This window comes from Sphingomonas sp. Ag1, assembly GCF_000980895.1.
Taxonomy (GTDB): Bacteria; Pseudomonadota; Alphaproteobacteria; order Sphingomonadales; family Sphingomonadaceae; genus Sphingomonas; species Sphingomonas panaciterrae.
This window is the reverse complement of record NZ_LAZX01000086.1, coordinates 75,583-91,310: the sequence shown is the minus strand read 5'-3', so window position 1 is coordinate 91,310 and position 15,728 is coordinate 75,583. Positions and strand designations below refer to the sequence as shown.

Annotated in this window: 13 protein-coding genes; 9 read left to right on the top strand and 4 right to left on the bottom strand. The window is 66.4% G+C overall.

Going from position 1 to position 15,728, the window contains the following annotated elements:
- The first annotated feature begins 22 nt into the window (after positions 1–22).
- The 4 genes from XM50_RS06680 to XM50_RS06665 all read left to right on the top strand — a co-directional run bounded on the left by XM50_RS06680 (position 23) and on the right by XM50_RS06665 (position 3,635).
- Entirely contained in the window at positions 23–1,306 is a 1,284-nt protein-coding gene (locus XM50_RS06680; protein WP_046408423.1) for a glycoside hydrolase family 130 protein, read from the top strand.
- A 188-nt stretch (positions 1,307–1,494) separates the two neighbouring features.
- A complete protein-coding gene (locus tag XM50_RS06675) occupies positions 1,495–1,782 on the top strand; it encodes a PspC domain-containing protein (RefSeq protein ID WP_156167196.1) in 288 nt (95 codons plus the stop codon).
- A gap of 106 nt (positions 1,783–1,888) precedes the next feature.
- A complete protein-coding gene (locus XM50_RS06670; protein ID WP_046408421.1) occupies positions 1,889–3,175 on the top strand; it encodes a homoserine dehydrogenase in 1,287 nt (428 codons plus the stop codon).
- A 103-nt stretch (positions 3,176–3,278) separates the two neighbouring features.
- Positions 3,279–3,635 (top strand): GntR family transcriptional regulator, encoded by a 357-nt coding sequence (locus XM50_RS06665; RefSeq protein WP_046408419.1) that lies wholly within the window; start codon positions 3,279–3,281, stop codon positions 3,633–3,635.
- Between the two features lie 70 nt (positions 3,636–3,705).
- Here the strand turns inward: XM50_RS06665 and XM50_RS06660 are convergent, their stop codons facing one another.
- Positions 3,706–4,695 carry a mannose-1-phosphate guanylyltransferase gene (locus XM50_RS06660; RefSeq protein ID WP_046408475.1) on the bottom strand — a complete coding sequence of 330 codons (990 nt, stop codon included), beginning with the start codon at positions 4,693–4,695 and terminating at the stop codon, positions 3,706–3,708.
- 252 nt (positions 4,696–4,947) lie between these two features.
- On the opposite strand from XM50_RS06660, the gene XM50_RS06655 reads away from it, so the two are divergent.
- The 4 genes from XM50_RS06655 to XM50_RS06640 all read left to right on the top strand — a co-directional run bounded on the left by XM50_RS06655 (position 4,948) and on the right by XM50_RS06640 (position 10,697).
- On the top strand, positions 4,948–6,336 hold the full coding sequence (locus XM50_RS06655; protein WP_046408418.1) for a TIGR03013 family XrtA/PEP-CTERM system glycosyltransferase: 1,389 nt from the start codon (positions 4,948–4,950) through the stop codon (positions 6,334–6,336).
- Positions 6,337–6,410: 74 nt separating this feature from the next.
- Positions 6,411–7,739, top strand: coding sequence for a sigma-54 interaction domain-containing protein (locus tag XM50_RS06650; protein WP_231621883.1), 1,329 nt, complete (start codon positions 6,411–6,413; stop codon positions 7,737–7,739).
- Positions 7,732–9,843 (top strand): tetratricopeptide repeat protein, encoded by a 2,112-nt coding sequence (locus XM50_RS06645; RefSeq protein WP_052742477.1) that lies wholly within the window; start codon positions 7,732–7,734, stop codon positions 9,841–9,843. The genes XM50_RS06650 and XM50_RS06645 overlap by 8 nt, the downstream gene beginning before the upstream one ends.
- Before the next feature lie 47 nt (positions 9,844–9,890).
- Complete coding sequence (locus XM50_RS06640; RefSeq protein ID WP_046408417.1) at positions 9,891–10,697, top strand: ATP-binding protein; 807 nt, start codon at positions 9,891–9,893, stop codon at positions 10,695–10,697.
- Here the strand turns inward: XM50_RS06640 and XM50_RS06635 are convergent.
- Positions 10,694–12,478: an ABC-F family ATP-binding cassette domain-containing protein gene (locus tag XM50_RS06635; protein ID WP_046408415.1), complete on the bottom strand. Its 1,785-nt coding sequence runs from the start codon at positions 12,476–12,478 to the stop codon at positions 10,694–10,696. The two genes, XM50_RS06640 and XM50_RS06635, sit on opposite strands and share 4 nt — an antisense overlap.
- Before the next feature lie 138 nt (positions 12,479–12,616).
- On the opposite strand from XM50_RS06635, the gene XM50_RS06630 reads away from it, so the two are divergent.
- Positions 12,617–13,504, top strand: coding sequence for a DMT family transporter (locus tag XM50_RS06630; protein WP_046408413.1), 888 nt, complete (start codon positions 12,617–12,619; stop codon positions 13,502–13,504).
- A gap of 147 nt (positions 13,505–13,651) precedes the next feature.
- Here the strand turns inward: XM50_RS06630 and groL are convergent, their stop codons facing one another.
- Complete coding sequence (gene groL / locus XM50_RS06625; protein WP_046408412.1) at positions 13,652–15,289, bottom strand: chaperonin GroEL; 1,638 nt, start codon at positions 15,287–15,289, stop codon at positions 13,652–13,654.
- A 56-nt stretch (positions 15,290–15,345) separates the two neighbouring features.
- Positions 15,346–15,633: a co-chaperone GroES gene (gene groES, locus XM50_RS06620; RefSeq protein WP_046408410.1), complete on the bottom strand. Its 288-nt coding sequence runs from the start codon at positions 15,631–15,633 to the stop codon at positions 15,346–15,348.
- Positions 15,634–15,728 lie beyond the last annotated feature (95 nt).

Below are 15,728 nucleotides of genomic sequence, written 5' to 3'. Positions count from 1 at the left end.
CGCAACGCGAGGCCTTTTTCTCTTGGACTTGTACAATCACCGGCTCCGGCTGCACGCCGATCCGTCTCGCGTCGTGGTACGCCCGTTTCATATTTCGAGCACTGCCCTGAACGGGCAGGGGCAAAGCCGTGCGCAGCGCATGATCGACGAAGTGCTGGCGATGTCAGCGGTCGAGGCGAGCGAGCAATTGAGCCTTGTCCTGCGCGATTTCGAGGCGCGTCACTGGCAGACGCGGCGCGTGTTCCTGACCCGCTATCGCGAGATTGCGGAGACCCACGGGATCGACGACAGCGCATTGGGCGACGAGAAACGCCAGTTGATCGGTGCCTATTTCTGTCACGAATATAGCTATGCGGCGGCGGCGCTGATGAACCCCAGCGCCGTTCCACATTATGACCAGTCGGGGATGCCCGAAGGGTCGCAGCGCATCCTGATGAGCCTTCGCGCCGTGGGGGAGGGGCATATTTCCTCCGTCGCCTTCCGCGAAGGCATCATCACGGACGAGAATGAGCTGATTCTGGCGCCCGAGCCGCCCTTTGCCACGGCCGCGGATGCCTATGGCATCGATGGGCCGGAGATGCCGAGCGGCCCGGTAACCGTGCACCGTGACCGCGATTCGACGCTGTCCGGTACGGTGATCTTTCCGATTACCGAGGCCCAGTCGAAGGGCCTTGAGGACCTGCGGCTGGTGCATTTCACCCATGAGGATGGATCGCAGGAGTGGCTCGGCACCTATACCGCCTATAATGGCGCGAGAATTCAGTCGGAGCTGATGCGCACGCGCGATTTTCGCGCCTTCGATCTGGTGCCGATGACCGGGAGTGCGGCGCGCAACAAGGGAATCGCGCTGTTCCCGCGCACGGTGAACGGCGAATATCTGTCGATCGGGCGTCAGGACGGTGAGAACCTCTACCTGCTCCGTTCCGATCGGCTGGATCATTGGGACGACGGCGAACTGATCCTGACGCCGGTCTATCCGTGGGAGCTTGTGCAGATCGGCAATTGCGGTCCGCCGATCGAGGTCGATGAAGGCTGGCTCCTGCTCACCCATGGTGTGGGCGCGATGCGCAAATATTCGATCGGCGCCGCGCTGCTCGACAAGAACGATCCATCCAAGGTGATCGGGCGCACGCGCGAGCCGATCCTGGCGGCTGCCGATCAGGATCGCGAGGGCTATGTGCCCAATGTCGTCTACACCTGTGGGGCGATGCGCCATGGGGACAAGCTGTTCATCCCCTATGGCATCGCCGACAGTTCGGTGGGCTTTGCCTTCGTCGAGATCGAGAAGCTGCTGTCGCTGATGTGAGTTGGCGGCTGCTTGCCGCAGGCCGGCGCGCTTTGCCACGGATTGGCGGATAATCCTGCTTCCTGGCAGTCGGTTAGCAGCCCGCTAGGCCTAAGTCATTGTATTTGCTTGTGTCCGGTAATTGGCACGGTGGCTGCAATGCGTCCGGTAACAGGCGGTTCGCCTGCATATGGACCGGAGCAGATATGATGACCGACGTTTCTTCGCGCGCAGCCCCCAAGGACAATCTGCTGGGCATCTGCAATGCGGTGGGAGAGGATTTCGGCTTCAACCCCTTGTGGTTGCGACTGGCGCTGGGTGCTTCGTTCGTGCTCCAGCCGGTCGCGATCATCACCCTCTATTTCGTTCTGGGCGCCGGGGTGTTGATCTCGCGCATCCTGGTGCGGCCGCGGTTCGCTGTCGCTCCGCACGTGCCGGTGATCGCGCAGGATCAGGCGGCGCTGGAGGATGAGCAGCTATTCGCCAAGGCTGCCTGATCGCGGGTGGCGCGGCCGAGGAAGGCTCGGGCTGCGCCACTGCTCGTGATAGTCGACACGCCCGCCCTGACCGCTTAGGCCGACCGGCTTGAGGAAAGGGGTAGTCATGACGACAGCGTTGCGAGTGGCTTTGGCAGGATTGGGGACCGTCGGTGGCGGGGTGATCCGGGTGCTGGAGACCAATCGCGAGTTGATCGCGCGGCGCGCGGGCCGGCCGATCGAGATCGTTGCCGTGTCCGCCCGTGACCGCACCAAGGACCGCGGTGTTGATGTCAGCGGCTATGAGTGGGTGGACGATACCACCGCGCTTGCCCGCTGCGACGCGGATGTGGTGGTCGAACTGGTCGGCGGGGCCGATGGCCCGGCACTGGCGCTCGCCCGCGCGACGCTTGGCGGTGGCAAGGGGTTCGTGACCGCGAACAAGGCGATGCTTGCGCATCACGGTGCCGAACTGGCGGAGATGGCGGAGGCCGCGCGCGTTCCGTTGAAGTTCGAGGCCGCGGTGGCGGGCGGGATCCCTGTCATCAAGGGGCTACGCGAGGGGATGGCCGCCAATGCGGTGTCGCGCGTCTATGGCATCCTCAACGGCACCTGCAATTTCATCCTGAGCAAGATGGAATCGGAAGGACGCGACTTTGGCGACGTGCTGGCCGAGGCCCAGGCGCTCGGCTTTGCCGAGTCCGATCCGTCCTTCGACATCGATGGCGTCGATGCCGCGCACAAGTTGTCGATCCTTTCCACCATCGCCTTTGGCACGCGGCCGGCGTTCGCCGATGTTGCGATCGGTGGCATCCGAAACGTCACCGCGGCGGATGTCGCGGAAGCCGAGGCGCTTGGCTATCGGGTTCGGCTGGTCGGCATGGCGCAGGCCGATGCGAGCGGCCTGTTCCAGCGTGTCCATGCACATCTCGTCCCGCACGCCCATCCGCTGGCGCATGTCACCGGTTCGACCAACGCCGTCGTTGCAGAGGGCAATTTCGTCGGTCGCCTGTTGTTCCAGGGTGCCGGCGCGGGCGACGGCCCGACGGCGAGCGCCGTCGTCGCTGACCTGATCGACATTGCGCGCGGCGAGGCCGGCCCGCCGTATGCGATGCCGGTCGCCGCGCTGGCCGAAGTCGCGCCCGCAGCCGCGGGGGCGCAACGTGGACGCGCCTATCTGCGCTTCGCGGTGGCTGATCGGGTCGGCGTGCTGGCGGAAATCGCCGCGGCGATGCGAGATGCCGGTGTCTCGATCGAGAGCCTGATTCAGCGCGCCGTGCCGGTTGAAGGCACCGCGCTGGTCGTGATCGTGACGCATGAAGCGCCTGATGCGCACATCGAAGCGGCGCTGGAGCGCCTACGGGGTTCGCAGAGCCTCGCCGGTGAGCCCTTGTGGATGCACATTCTCGATTGATCCACGCCGTTGGCGGGTAAAGCGGGACAGGCTGACGGTGCGTTCACCCGGATCGCGTCGGTTAAGGCTCGATCTGTCTGCTCTTTTGCTGTATTAAGGCAGCATGACAGCGCTGAGCAACGAAGACAGCCCGGTCTATATTCGACTGCGTGGCACGATCGCCGCCGCGATCCTGCGCGGCGATTATCGGGCCGGGGATCAATTGCCGTCGGTTCGAGCGCTTGCCGCCGAACATGGCGCGAACCCGCTGACGGTGGCCAAGGCTTATCAGTCGTTCCAGGACGCCGGCTATGTCGAGGTTCGGCGCGGAGTCGGTATGTTCGTGCTGCCGGGGGCGGCGGATCGACTGCGCGTGGCCGAGCGCGACATGTTCGTCACCCAGCAATGGCCGCGGATCCGAGCCTATATCGAGTTGCTGGATCTCGACCCCGCCGCCTTGCTGGCCGATCAGGAGGTATGAGCGCGCGCGCCTCGTGAGGGGTAAAGCGGCCAAGTCATAGGGGCCCGGCAGCCGCCGGCACCCCCCACCCTCATCGGTTCTGCATCGCCTCCAGCAGCGACTTCACTTCCTGGCTGCGGCCGCGCGGCAGGATCAGGATGTCGTTGCCCGAGGCCACGACGATCAGGTCCTTGACGCCGACCATCGCAATGCGGGCACCGTCGGTGCGCACCATGCAGTTGGTCGAATCGAGCGCGATCACCTCGCCGCGGATCGCATTCCCCGCCTCGTCGCACGTGCTGATCGAATGCAGCGCGTCCCAGCTGCCGACGTCGTTCCATCCCATGGCGACGGGGACGACTGCGACCTGGTCGGATTTTTCCATCACCGCATAGTCGATCGACTGGTTGGGCGCGTCCGCAAAGGCCTGGGCGGCCGGCCGGATATGCGGGCCGGACCGTTCTCCCTCGGCCAGCGAACGACGGACAGCATCCAGCATGGCTGGTTCGAAACGGGCGAGCGCATCAAGATAGGCATCGGCCCGGAACAGGAATATGCCGCCGTTCCACACATGGTCGCCCGAGGCGAGCATCGCTTCTGCGACATCGCGCGGCGGCTTCTCCACGAACCGGTCGACGCGGTGCACTCCTTCCGCGACGGGGGTGCCAACCTTGATATATCCATAGCCCGTTTCCGGCGCATCGGGGGTGATGCCGAAAGTGACCAGCCAGCCCTCCTCAACCATCGGGCGTGCCGCCTCGATCGCGGCATGGAAGGCGGAGACGTCGTGGATCACATGGTCCGACGGCATGACCAGCAGCGGCGCGGCGCTATCGCTGGCGCATAGAGCGGCGAGCGCGATCGCAGGAGCAGTGTTTCGACCGAGCGGTTCAAGAATGACCGACTCCGGGCGGCACCCGATGGCGCTCAACTGACTGTCGATCATGTCGAGGTGGCGAACGTTCGCCACCACGATCGGGCAGGCGAACCGATCACCGACCGCGCGCAGTGCCGTCAGCTGCAGCATGGTCTGGTCGGCGGTCAAGGGCAGCATCTGCTTGGGACGGTCCGACGTGGACATCGGCCATAAGCGCGTGCCCGATCCGCCAGACAGGATCACGGGAACGATTGGCGACATGCGCGCTGTTTCCTTTGCAGATGGTGATGGTCCGCCGGTCAGGGGCGCGGCAGACGTACGGTAAGTGAAGGTTCCCCCGTTCTTCAATGCATATCCCGCGAAAATGATCCACCCGCTTCCGTATTCAGCCTTTCTTTGTCATTTGCTGCGACACGATCCTGTCGGATTTCCTTACACCGATCGGCGAGCGCGGGCATGATCAGGATTTTCAAACATTATGTGCCGAATGCGGTGGCGCTGGTCGGTCTGATCGACTTCGCCATCCTGCTGTTCGCGGCCGAACTCGGCTGGCTGGTGCGGACGGCGCAGCTGGACATGCTGCCAGGTGCCGTGACCACGCGCGTGCCAGCGCTTTTCGCTTTCGCGATGCCCTTGTTCGCGGCGATGGTCGCGGTTGGCGCCTATCATGCCGACGTCCTTGTCTCCGTCCGGCAGGCGGTCATGCGGCTGATCGTCGCCGTGTGCGTCGGGGTGATTTTCCTCAGCTTGCTCTATTTCTTCATGCCCTCGGTCAGCTTCTGGCGGTCGAGCCTGTTCTACGCCATGCTGTTCTCCATCGCCGGCCTGGTCGCGGCGCGGCTGCTTTTCCTGCGCATCCTGGGCGGCGAGCGATTCCGCCGCCGAATCGTCGTGCTGGGCGCCGGATCACGCGCAGCGCGCTTGCGACAGCTGGAACGGGCCAATGGCGCCAGCTTCGTCATTGCCGGCGTGGTTGCGATGAGCGAGGGGGCGCGGGAGGTGGAAGATGCCGTGTCGCGCGCCGATATCGCGAACCTTGCCGCCTTTGTCGTCGAGCGACGCGCGACGGAAGTGGTTCTTGCCATCGAGGAACGGCGGAAGGCGCTCCCGCTCAAGGATCTGCTGCGGGTCAAGACGACGGGCGTGCACGTCAGCGACTATTCCACCTTTCTCGAGCGCGAGACCGGTCGGATCGATCTGGCCAGCCTCAACCCGTCCTGGCTGATCTTTTCCGACGGCTTCTCGTCCGGGCGCATGTTGTCCGGCGTCGCCAAGCGCGCGTTCGACATTGTGGTGAGTTCGCTGCTGTTGCTGATCGCGGGGCCGCTTATCCTAGTGACCGCGCTGGCCATCCGGCTCGAGAGCCGCGGTCCGGCCTTCTATCGTCAGCGTCGGGTCGGCCTGTACAATGAGCCCTTTGACATCCCGAAGCTGCGCTCGATGCGGCAGGATGCCGAAGCCGCCGGCACCGCGGTCTGGGCGCAGGAGCGCGATCCGCGGGTGACGCGCATCGGCCGCTTCATCCGCAAGGTCCGGATCGACGAATTGCCGCAATGCTGGAGCGTGCTGAAGGGCGAGATGAGCTTCGTCGGCCCGCGCCCGGAGCGCCCGCAGTTCGTCGCCGAACTGGAACAGCAGCTGCCTTATTATGCCGAGCGTCACATGGTGAAACCGGGGATCACGGGCTGGGCGCAGATCAACTATCCCTATGGTGCCTCGATCGAGGATGCGCGGCATAAGCTGGAATATGACCTCTATTACGCCAAGAATTACTCCCCCTTCCTCGATCTGCTGATCCTGCTGCAAACCTTGCGGGTCGTCCTCTGGCCGTCGGGCGCCCGGTGAGCGGCCGCATCTCGGCCGCCCCGGCAGATAACTCGGCCTCGGCGAGTGCGTCCGCGGGTAAGGAGCGGCCAGCATTGTTGTGCGCCACCGCGGACCCCGCGGGGTTCGAGCCGGTGATCGGCGCGCTCGCATCCTGGCCAGTTCACCTTGGGACGACGGGTGCGTGTTCGGTCGAGCTGGTAGCGACGACGCCGACCGGCGTCGCGGTCATCGACGGCGCGATGCTGGAGGCTGGTGATGACGCTGGCGATCCCGAGTTGATCGCCGCGCTTCTTCAAGCGCGTCCGACGTTGAAGGTCATCGTGATCTGCCGGGCCGGGTCGTACGCGGCCGCGCAGGCGGCGGTCGCGGCCGGAGCGTGGGACGTGTGCTATCTGCCGATTGATCCGCAGGCGCTTCGCCAGATCGTCGCGCGTGCGTTTGATGTTCACGCGCTTCACGCGGCGGCGTCCGCCGGAGCGGGCGGGGGAGAGGAGGCTGGTGGTGACAGCGGTGTGATCACTGCTGCCCCCGAAATGACGCAGGTACTGAGGACGGTGAGCCGTATCGCACGCACCGACGTGTCGGTTCTGCTGTCGGGTGCGAGCGGCACGGGGAAGGAATTGCTGGCGCTGCACCTCCATGCCGCCTCGCCGCGTGCCGAGGGTGCCTTTGTCGCGATCAACTGCGCCGCGATTCCCGACACGTTGCTGGAAAGCGAGCTATTCGGCCACGAAAAGGGTGCGTTCACCGGCGCGATCCGTACGATGCCGGGTAAGATCGAGCAGGCGGCGGGCGGGACGCTTTTCCTGGACGAGATTGGCGATGTGCCGCTGCCGTTGCAGGTCAAGCTGCTCCGCTTCCTTCAGGAACATGCGATCGAGCGGATCGGCGGACGGCGCCCTATCCTGGTCGACACGCGGATCGTTTGCGCCACCCACCGCGACATCGACCAGATGGTCGCCGACGGCCAGTTCCGGGAGGATTTATATTATCGGCTGGCACAGATCGTCGTGGCGATCCCGCCGCTGGCGAAGCGGCCGGGCGATGCCCTGTTGCTCGCGCGGCATTTCGTGGCAAAGTTCGCGCCCGTGATGAATCCAGCGGTACGCGGGCTCGCCGCCGACGCCATTGCGGCGATCGATGCCCATGACTGGCCGGGCAATGTGCGCGAGCTTGAGAACCGGATCAAACGTGCCATCATCATGGCTGACGCGCGTCTGATCACGTCGGCGGACCTGGACCTGGTCAAAGGGGCCGAGCGGCCGACCAGCCTGCGCGCCGCGCGCGAGGCGGCCGATCGCGGTGCCATCCGCCGGGCGCTGGCACGTACCGAAGGCAACATCTCGCAAACCGCGAGGCTGCTGGGCGTCAGCCGCCCGACATTGTACGACCTGCTGAAGAGCTACGACCTGCATGCATGAAGTGAGCGCACGCTATCCCATGCTGCGCCGGCGGCGGCGCAGGTCGACGGGCACGCGAAGCCGCGTACGTGTTGTCTCGCGTCGCGTGGTCGCGGTGCTGCTGCTTGCGGCGCTGGTGCTGGGCGGGCTTGTCATGCTTGCCCGGCGGGCGAGTGCTCCCGATCCGGCGCGCGCCTATGCGGACGGCATCGCGGCCCTCAAGCGCGGCAATTACAGCGCGGCGCGAAACCACGCGCTCGTCGCGGTGACCGGAAGCGAGCAAGCCCGTTCCAACGTGCTGCTCGGCCAGGTCGACCTGCTGATGGAAAACGGGGCGGCGGCAGAGGCGGCCTTCAGCCGCGCTGTTTCGGCCGGAATGCCCGCCGGGCAGGTGAGGCATCTGTTTGCGGAAGCCTATCTGCTGCAGGGGGATGCCGATCGCGCGTTGGCAACCGCGGGCCGGGTCGCGGGAGCGTTCGCGGCAGACGGACAGCGGGTTCGCGCCCGCGCACTGGCCGCCAATGGCGATCCCGCCGCGGCAAGCGCGCTGCTGACCGCCATCACCCGGGCCAATCCGCGCGACAGCAAGGCCCTTGGCGATCTGGCCCGCCTGCGCATGGATGCGGGCGATGTCCTTGGCGCCGAGGCGGCGGCCCGGGCGGCGTTGACGATCGATCCATCGAACCTGAGCGCGATCGTGACGGCCGGGCAAGTGATCCGCAGCCGATATGGCCTTGTGGCGGCCCTGCCGTGGTTTGCCCGCGCGCTGGAGGCCGACGCTTATTATTATCCGGCACTGATCGAATATGCCGCCACGGCCGGAGACGCCGGGCGCTACGCCATCATGCTCGACGCGAGCAGGAAGGCGCTGGCAGCGCGGCCCGGCAACGTCCCGGCCCTGTACCTGCAGGCGGTGCTTGCCGCGCGGGCGGGCAAGCGTGACCTGGCGCGCGCCATGCTGTCGAAGATCGGCGATGCCGGCGTTGAGGTGCCCGGGGTGGTCATGCTGGCGGGGCTGCTGGCGTATGCCGATGGTGCCTATGAGCAGGCCGTCGTCAGTTTTCGGGAGATCGTCGGCCGACAGCCGATGAACCTTGTCGCGCGGCGCCTGCTCGGCGCCTCGTTGTTGCGTTCCGGTGACGTGCGCGGTGCGCTTGATATCCTGCGGCCGATGGCGCTGCGCGCGGATGCGGACAGCTACACATTGATGCTGGTCGCCAGAGCCTTCGAGGCGAACGGGGAACGTGACTGGGCCGCTCGCTACCTGGATCGTGCGAGCCGCCCGACGATCGGCGAACCGGCGCCGTTCGCGAGCGATACCGGGGTGGCTGCGGCGGCGGCAGCGGTGGCGCGCGAGCCTGAAGACCCCGCCTTGGCGGTGACATATGTGCGCAGCCTGCTGGAGGAGGGCGACCCCGGCGCGGCAGTGCGCGCGGCGGAGGCGGTGGCCAATGTGTCGCCGGGTGCGGCGGACGCCCAATTGCTGGCGGGGGACGCCCGCGCCGCGACGAACCAATGGGCGGCGGCAATGGAGCGGTACCGACTGGCCGCTGACCTGAGGTTCGACGGCCCGGTCTTGCTCCGCCTGTCGGAGGCGACCGCGCGCACCGGCCGGCTGCGTGACGGCGCGGCGGCGCTGACCTTGTACCTGTCGCAAAATCCGCAGGCGCTGCCGGCCTATCGCCTGCTGGCGAACCTGCAGGTGGCAAGCGGTGAGTGGGAGTCGGCCGCCGCCACGCTGGAGACGCTGCGCGGTGCGGGCGCGCAACGCGACGCGTTCGTCCTGGCGCAACTGGCGCGGGCCCATACCGAGGCGGGCGACCCAAGGACCGGATTATCCTTTGCCCGGCGCGCCTACGCCTTGTTGCCGATGAATCCCGGCGTTGCCGATGCCTATGGCTGGGCGCTGTACGAGACCGGCGACCTGGAGGGGGCGGGGCAATTGTTGGCCAAGGCGGTGGCGCTGGCACCCGATGCGCCGGAGGTTCGCTGGCATCAGGCGCAGGTGCTGGCGGAGGCGGGCGACAAGGCGGCGGCGCAGCGGCTGCTGCGGCAGCTGCTCGGAGACGCCCGCTTTTCGCAGCGCGCCGCGGCGCAGGCGCTGCTGCGGGCGATCAGCGGCTGAGCGACGCGGCATTGCGCCGCCAACGCGGCGATCGTAGCAGCGGGCAGATGGACGACCTTGCCCGCATTGCCGCTGCGCTGGAGCGGTTGGCGCCCGCGCCGCCGGCCGGTGCCGATCCGCTGGCGCATCCTGCCTATGTGTGGCGTCAGAACGTGCTGGTGGCGGCAAGGGCCTTTGCTCCACTGTCGCTCGACCTGCTGCACGGGGTGGAGGCGCAGAAGGATGCGCTGCTGACGAACCTGGAACGACTGGCGGCCGGCCATGCGGCGCAGGACGTGCTGCTGTGGGGCGCGCGGGGCACGGGCAAGTCGGCACTGGTGAAATCGGTGGTTGGCGCGGTGCAAGGCGCCGGCGGGGCGCTGGCGATCGTCGAGGTGGCGGCCGACCACCTCGACAGCTTGCCGCAGCTGTTCGACGCGATCGCTGAGGTGCCGCGTGCCTTCGTCCTTTTCCTCGACGATCTGGGCTTCGATGCCGCGGCGGATGCGCGCACGTTGCGATCGTTGCTGGAGGGCGGGGCGGAGGCGCGGCCGGCAAATGCGCGGCTGGTCGTCACGTCAAACCGGCGCCACCTGATCCCGCGCGACATTCACGAACAGGAAAGCGCCATCAACCCGCGTGATGCTGTGGACGATCACCTGGCGCTGGCCGATCGATTCGGCCTGAGCCTTGGTTTCCACGTGGTCGACCAGCCGCTCTATCTCGAGATCGTGCGTGGCTATGCCGAGCGCTACGACCTGCCGTTCGAGCCGCAGGATGCGCTTTTGTGGGCGACGAAACGCGGCAGCCGGTCGGGCCGCGTCGCCTGGCAATATGTGGTCGACCTTGCCGGGCGCGCGGGGAAGTCGGTCTAGGCCAGCCCCTCGACCATCTCGGCGAGTTCCAGCCAGCGCATCTCGGCCGCGTCCTTTTCATCACGGGCGGCGGCGATGGCCTTCATGAGCGCGTCGAAGCGGGCGGGATCGCGGGTGTAGAGTGCGGGATCGGCGAGCAGCGCCTCGTCGCGCGCGATCGCGGCATCGAGCGCCTCGATGCGCGCCGGCAGCTGATCGAAATCGCGCTGGTCCTTGTAGCTGAGCTTAGTGCGGGCTGGCGGCGGGGCGGCCGGTGCGGGCGCGGATTTCGCCGCGGCCTTGCGCGCGGGCTCGGTACGGACGGCGCGCTGGCGCTCCCAATCCTCATAGCCGCCGGCGACGATATCGACCTTGCCCGAGCCGTCGAGGCCGAGCGTGACCGTGACGGTGCGATCGAGGAAGTCGCGGTCGTGGCTGACGATCAGCACCGTGCCGTCATAGTCGCCGATCACCTCCTGCAAGAGATCGAGCGTTTCGAGGTCGAGATCGTTGGTCGGCTCGTCAAGGACGAGGAGGTTCGAGTGGCGGGCGAATTCGCGCGCGAGCAGCAGGCGCGAGCGTTCGCCGCCCGACAGCGAGGCGATCTTCGCCTCGGCGAGGCTGGGATCGAACAGGAATTCCTTGAGATAGCCGTGGATGTGCTTCTTGGTGCCGAGGACGTCGATCCAGTCGCCGCCGTCGGCCAGCACATCGCGCACCGTCTTCTCCGGCGCCATCAGCTTGCGCTGCTGATCGATGATGATGCCGTCGAGCGTCTTGGCGAGCTTCACGGTGCCGCTGTCAGGAGCAAGCTCGCCCGTGAGGAGGCGCAGCAGCGTGGTCTTGCCTGCGCCGTTGCGGCCGACGATGCCGATGCGGTCACCGCGCGTCACCCGGAAGGTGAAGTCGCGGATGATCGTGCGGCCGTCATATTCCTTGGTGACATGCTCCGCGTCGATGACGACCTTGGTCTTGTTGTCATCATGCCCCATGGCGAGGGCGGCGGCGCCCTGCGGGCCGATCATCGCGGCGCGCGCGGCGCGCATTTCCTTCAATTTGGTCAGGCGGCCCTGGTTACGGCGGCGGCGGCCGGTGACGCCACGCAGCAGCCAATGTTCCTCCAGCTTCAGCCGGGCGTCGAGCCGTTCTGCGGCGCGCTGTTCCTCGGCATAGACCTGTTCGGTCCAGGCGTCGAAGCCGCCGAAGCCGACCTCGGCACGGCGCAGATTGCCGCGGTCGAGCCATAGCGTCTGCTTGGTCAGGCGGGTGAGGAAGGTACGATCGTGGCTGATGACGACGAAGGCGCCGCGGTAGCGGTTCAGCCATTCCTCCAGCCATTCGATCGCGCCGATGTCGAGATGGTTGGTCGGCTCGTCGAGCAGCAGCACGTCGGGATCCTGCGCCAGCGCGCGGACGATGGCGGCGCGGCGGCGCTCGCCGCCCGAGGCGGTGGCGGCCTCGCGCGAGAGATCGATGCCGAGCTGGTCGGCGATCGCATCCGCCTCGAAATGCTGAGGGGCGTCGTCGCCTGACAGGACGTAGTCGGCGAGCGTGGCGAAGCCGGCGAGGTTCGGATCCTGTTCGAGCAGGACGACGCGGGTGCCGGGCACGATGGTGCGGCGGCCCTCGTCACTGTCGATCGTGCCGGCGATCAGCTTCAGCAGCGTCGTCTTGCCGGCGCCGTTGCGGCCGATTAGCGCCAGCCGATCACGCGGACCGACATAGAAATTGAGGTGGCGGAACAACCAGCCGGCGCCCTGGATGAGGCCAAGGTCTTCGTACGCGAGAATAGGGGCTGCCATGAGGGCGGCAGATAGGGGGCCCGGGGCGATGCGCCAAGCGCGCAATGGCCGCGAGGGCATAGTTATGATGGCTGGAGGTATCGCACGCAAAAGCTTGGCTCTCTGGCATCCGCCGGGTGCCTCTGCCACGGGGGCGACATGAAGATCCGCGACTTCCTGCTCCTCGTCCTCATCTGTCTGGTCTGGGGATACAGCAATGTATTGAGCAAGATCGTGGTCGGGAATTGGGCGGTGCCGCCCTTGTTCTTTGCGGCAATCCGTTTCCTGGTGGTGATCGCGGCGACCCTGCCATGGCTGCTGCCGATGCCGCGGCCGCGCTGGCGGATCGTGGTGATCGGGATCCTGATGGGGGCGGGCAACTTCGCTTTGCTGTTCATCGGGCTGCAGACCGCGTCGCCAAGTGCCGCAGCGGTGGTGATCCAGATCGGCGTGCCGTTCACGACATTGCTGTCGATCGTGATGCTGGGTGAGCGAATCCACTGGCGCCGCGGGCTGGGCATCGCGCTGACGCTGGCGGGCGTGCTGCTGGTGGTGTGGAATCCCGATGGGATCGATCTCTCCGCCGGGCTGTGGTTCGTCGTCGGCGCGGCGTTCACCGGATCGCTGGGCGCGGTGCTGATGAAGCAGGTGGAGGACGTGGCGCCGCTGCGCTTCCAGGCGTGGGTGGGGCTGGTTTCCTTCCTGCCGCTGGCGGTGGCGTCAGCCGTGTTCGAGGAGGGGCAATGGACGAGCGCCGTTGCGGTCGGCTGGCCGTTCGTCGGCGCGGTGCTGTTTGCCGCGTTGGTCGTGTCGGTGCTGGGACACACCAGCTATTACGGGCTGATCCGCCGTTATGAAGCCAATTTGCTGGCGCCGCTGACGCTGATGACGCCGCTGTTCACCATTGCCTTCGGAGTCGCGCTGACCGGGGACAAGCTGGACATGCGGATGATCGCCGGGGCGATGCTCGCGCTGGCGGGGGTGCTGGTGGTGGCGCTGCGATCGAAGAAGGCGACGCAGTTGCTGGCGGAGCGGGAGCAGGCCTGAGGAACCTGCCGCTCGCAGGGGTGCGGATAAGAAAAGGGCCGGGACGCTGGTGCGCTCCGGCCCTTTCTTTTTGGTCGGGTGGCAGCGGCGGGGCCGCTGCGGATCCGATGTCGTGCCCGGGGCGGCGGGTGCCGCCCCGGTCCGAAATCAGAAGTCCATGCCGCCCATGCCGCCGCCCGGCATTGCCGGCATTGCGGGCTTGTCTTCCGGCAGCTCGGAAACGGTCGCCTCGGTGGTGATGAGGAGACCCGCCACCGATGCGGCGTTCTGAAGCGCGGTACGAACGACCTTGGTCGGGTCGATCACGCCGGCCGCAACCAGGTTCTCGTAGGTGTCGGTCGCAGCGTTGAAGCCGAACGCGGTGTCGCTCTGGTCGAGCAGCTTGCCCGAGACGACGGCGCCGTCCTGGCCAGCGTTCTGCGCGATCTGACGCACCAGCGCGGTGAGCGACTTGCGAACGATGTCGACGCCGCGCGTCTGATCGTCATTGTCGCCCTTCAGGCCTTCGAGTGCCTTGGTCGCGTACAGCAGCGCCGTGCCGCCGCCCGGAACGATGCCCTCTTCGACGGCAGCGCGGGTTGCGTGCAGCGCGTCGTCAACACGGTCCTTGCGCTCCTTCACCTCGACCTCGGTCGCACCGCCGACCTTGATCACGGCAACGCCGCCAGCGAGCTTCGCGAGACGCTCCTGGAGCTTCTCACGATCGTAGTCGGACGTGGTGACTTCGATCTGCTGACGGATCGCCTCAGTGCGGCCCTTGATCGCTTCGGCATCACCGGCGCCATCGACGATGGTGGTGTTGTCCTTGTCGATCGTGACGCGCTTGGCGGTGCCGAGCATGCCGAGCGTGACGGTCTCGAGCTTGATGCCGAGATCCTCGGAGACGACTTCGCCCTTGGTGAGGATCGCGATATCCTCGAGCATCGCCTTGCGACGATCGCCGAAGCCCGGTGCCTTGACCGCTGCGACCTTCAGGCCGCCGCGCAGCTTGTTGACGACGAGCGTGGCCAGAGCCTCGCCCTCGATGTCCTCGGCGATGATGAGGAGCGGGCGGCCCGACTGCACAACCGCCTCAAGGATCGGAAGCATCGACTGCAGGTTCGACAGCTTCTTCTCGTGGATCAGGATGTACGGGTCGTTCAGTTCGACCTGCATCTTTTCCGGATTGGTGATGAAGTACGGCGACAGATAGCCGCGGTCGAACTGCATGCCCTCGACGACGTCGAGCTCGAATTCGAGACCCTTCGCCTCTTCGACGGTGATCACGCCTTCCTTGCCGACCTTCTCCATGGCCTCGGCGATCTTCTCGCCGACTTCACGGTCGCCGTTCGCGGAGATGATGCCGACCTGGGCAACTTCCTGCGAACCCGAGACGGGCTTGGAGCGCGCCTTGATGTCGTCGACGACCTTGTGGACGGCGAGGTCGATGCCGCGCTTCAGGTCCATCGGGTTCATGCCGGCTGCAACCGACTTCATGCCCTCGCGGACGATCGCCTGGGCGAGAACGGTCGCGGTGGTGGTGCCGTCACCGGCGATGTCGTTGGTCTTCGAGGCCACTTCGCGCACCATCTGGGCGCCCATGTTCTCGAACTTGTCCTTGAGCTCGATTTCCTTGGCGACCGACACACCGTCCTTGGTGATGCGGGGCGCGCCGAAGCTCTTGTCGATGACGACGTTGCGACCCTTCGGGCCGAGCGTCACCTTCACCGCGTCGGCGAGGATGTCGACACCCTTGAGGATGCGCTCGCGTGCGTCGCGGCCGAATTTCACGTCCTTGGCTGCCATGTGGCTACCCTTTCAAATGAACGAATGTTGAGAGAAGTGCAGGTACGAACGATCGCTCAGGCGATGATGCCGAGGATGTCCGATTCCTTCATGATCAGCAGGTCTTCGCCGTTGACGCGGACCTCGGTGCCCGACCACTTGCCGAACAGGACGCGATCACCGGCCTTGACGTCGAGCGGTGTAACCTTGCCATCCTCGGCCTTGGCGCCAGCACCGGCGGCGACGACTTCGCCCTCCTGCGGCTTTTCCTTGGCGGTGTCCGGAATGATGATGCCGCCAGCGGTCTTTTCCTCGGCCTCGACGCGGCGCACGAGCACGCGGTCGTGCAGCGGACGGAAGTTCATGCGGATTCCCTCTCTTTGAGCGGAGTATGACAGTTCGTTGGCACTCCCCTGATGCGAGTGCCAGCCGGGGGGATATGTGGACGAGCCCAGGCACC

Bases quoted from the DNA above. Each gene is read 5' to 3' on its own strand.
- XM50_RS06675 (WP_156167196.1), top strand. From the start codon at position 1,495: ATGACCGACGTTTCTTCGCGCGCAGCCCCCAAGGACAATCTGCTGGGC.
- XM50_RS06670 (WP_046408421.1), top strand. From the start codon at position 1,889: ATGACGACAGCGTTGCGAGTGGCTTTGGCAGGATTGGGGACCGTCGGT.
- XM50_RS06665 (WP_046408419.1), top strand. From the start codon at position 3,279: ATGACAGCGCTGAGCAACGAAGACAGCCCGGTCTATATTCGACTGCGT.
- XM50_RS06660 (WP_046408475.1), bottom strand. From the start codon at position 4,695: ATGTCCACGTCGGACCGTCCCAAGCAGATGCTGCCCTTGACCGCCGAC.
- XM50_RS06655 (WP_046408418.1), top strand. From the start codon at position 4,948: ATGATCAGGATTTTCAAACATTATGTGCCGAATGCGGTGGCGCTGGTC.
- XM50_RS06645 (WP_052742477.1), top strand. From the start codon at position 7,732: ATGCATGAAGTGAGCGCACGCTATCCCATGCTGCGCCGGCGGCGGCGC.
- XM50_RS06640 (WP_046408417.1), top strand. From the start codon at position 9,891: ATGGACGACCTTGCCCGCATTGCCGCTGCGCTGGAGCGGTTGGCGCCC.
- XM50_RS06635 (WP_046408415.1), bottom strand. From the start codon at position 12,478: ATGGCAGCCCCTATTCTCGCGTACGAAGACCTTGGCCTCATCCAGGGC.
- XM50_RS06630 (WP_046408413.1), top strand. From the start codon at position 12,617: ATGAAGATCCGCGACTTCCTGCTCCTCGTCCTCATCTGTCTGGTCTGG.
- groL (WP_046408412.1), bottom strand. From the start codon at position 15,289: ATGGCAGCCAAGGACGTGAAATTCGGCCGCGACGCACGCGAGCGCATC.
- groES (WP_046408410.1), bottom strand. From the start codon at position 15,633: ATGAACTTCCGTCCGCTGCACGACCGCGTGCTCGTGCGCCGCGTCGAG.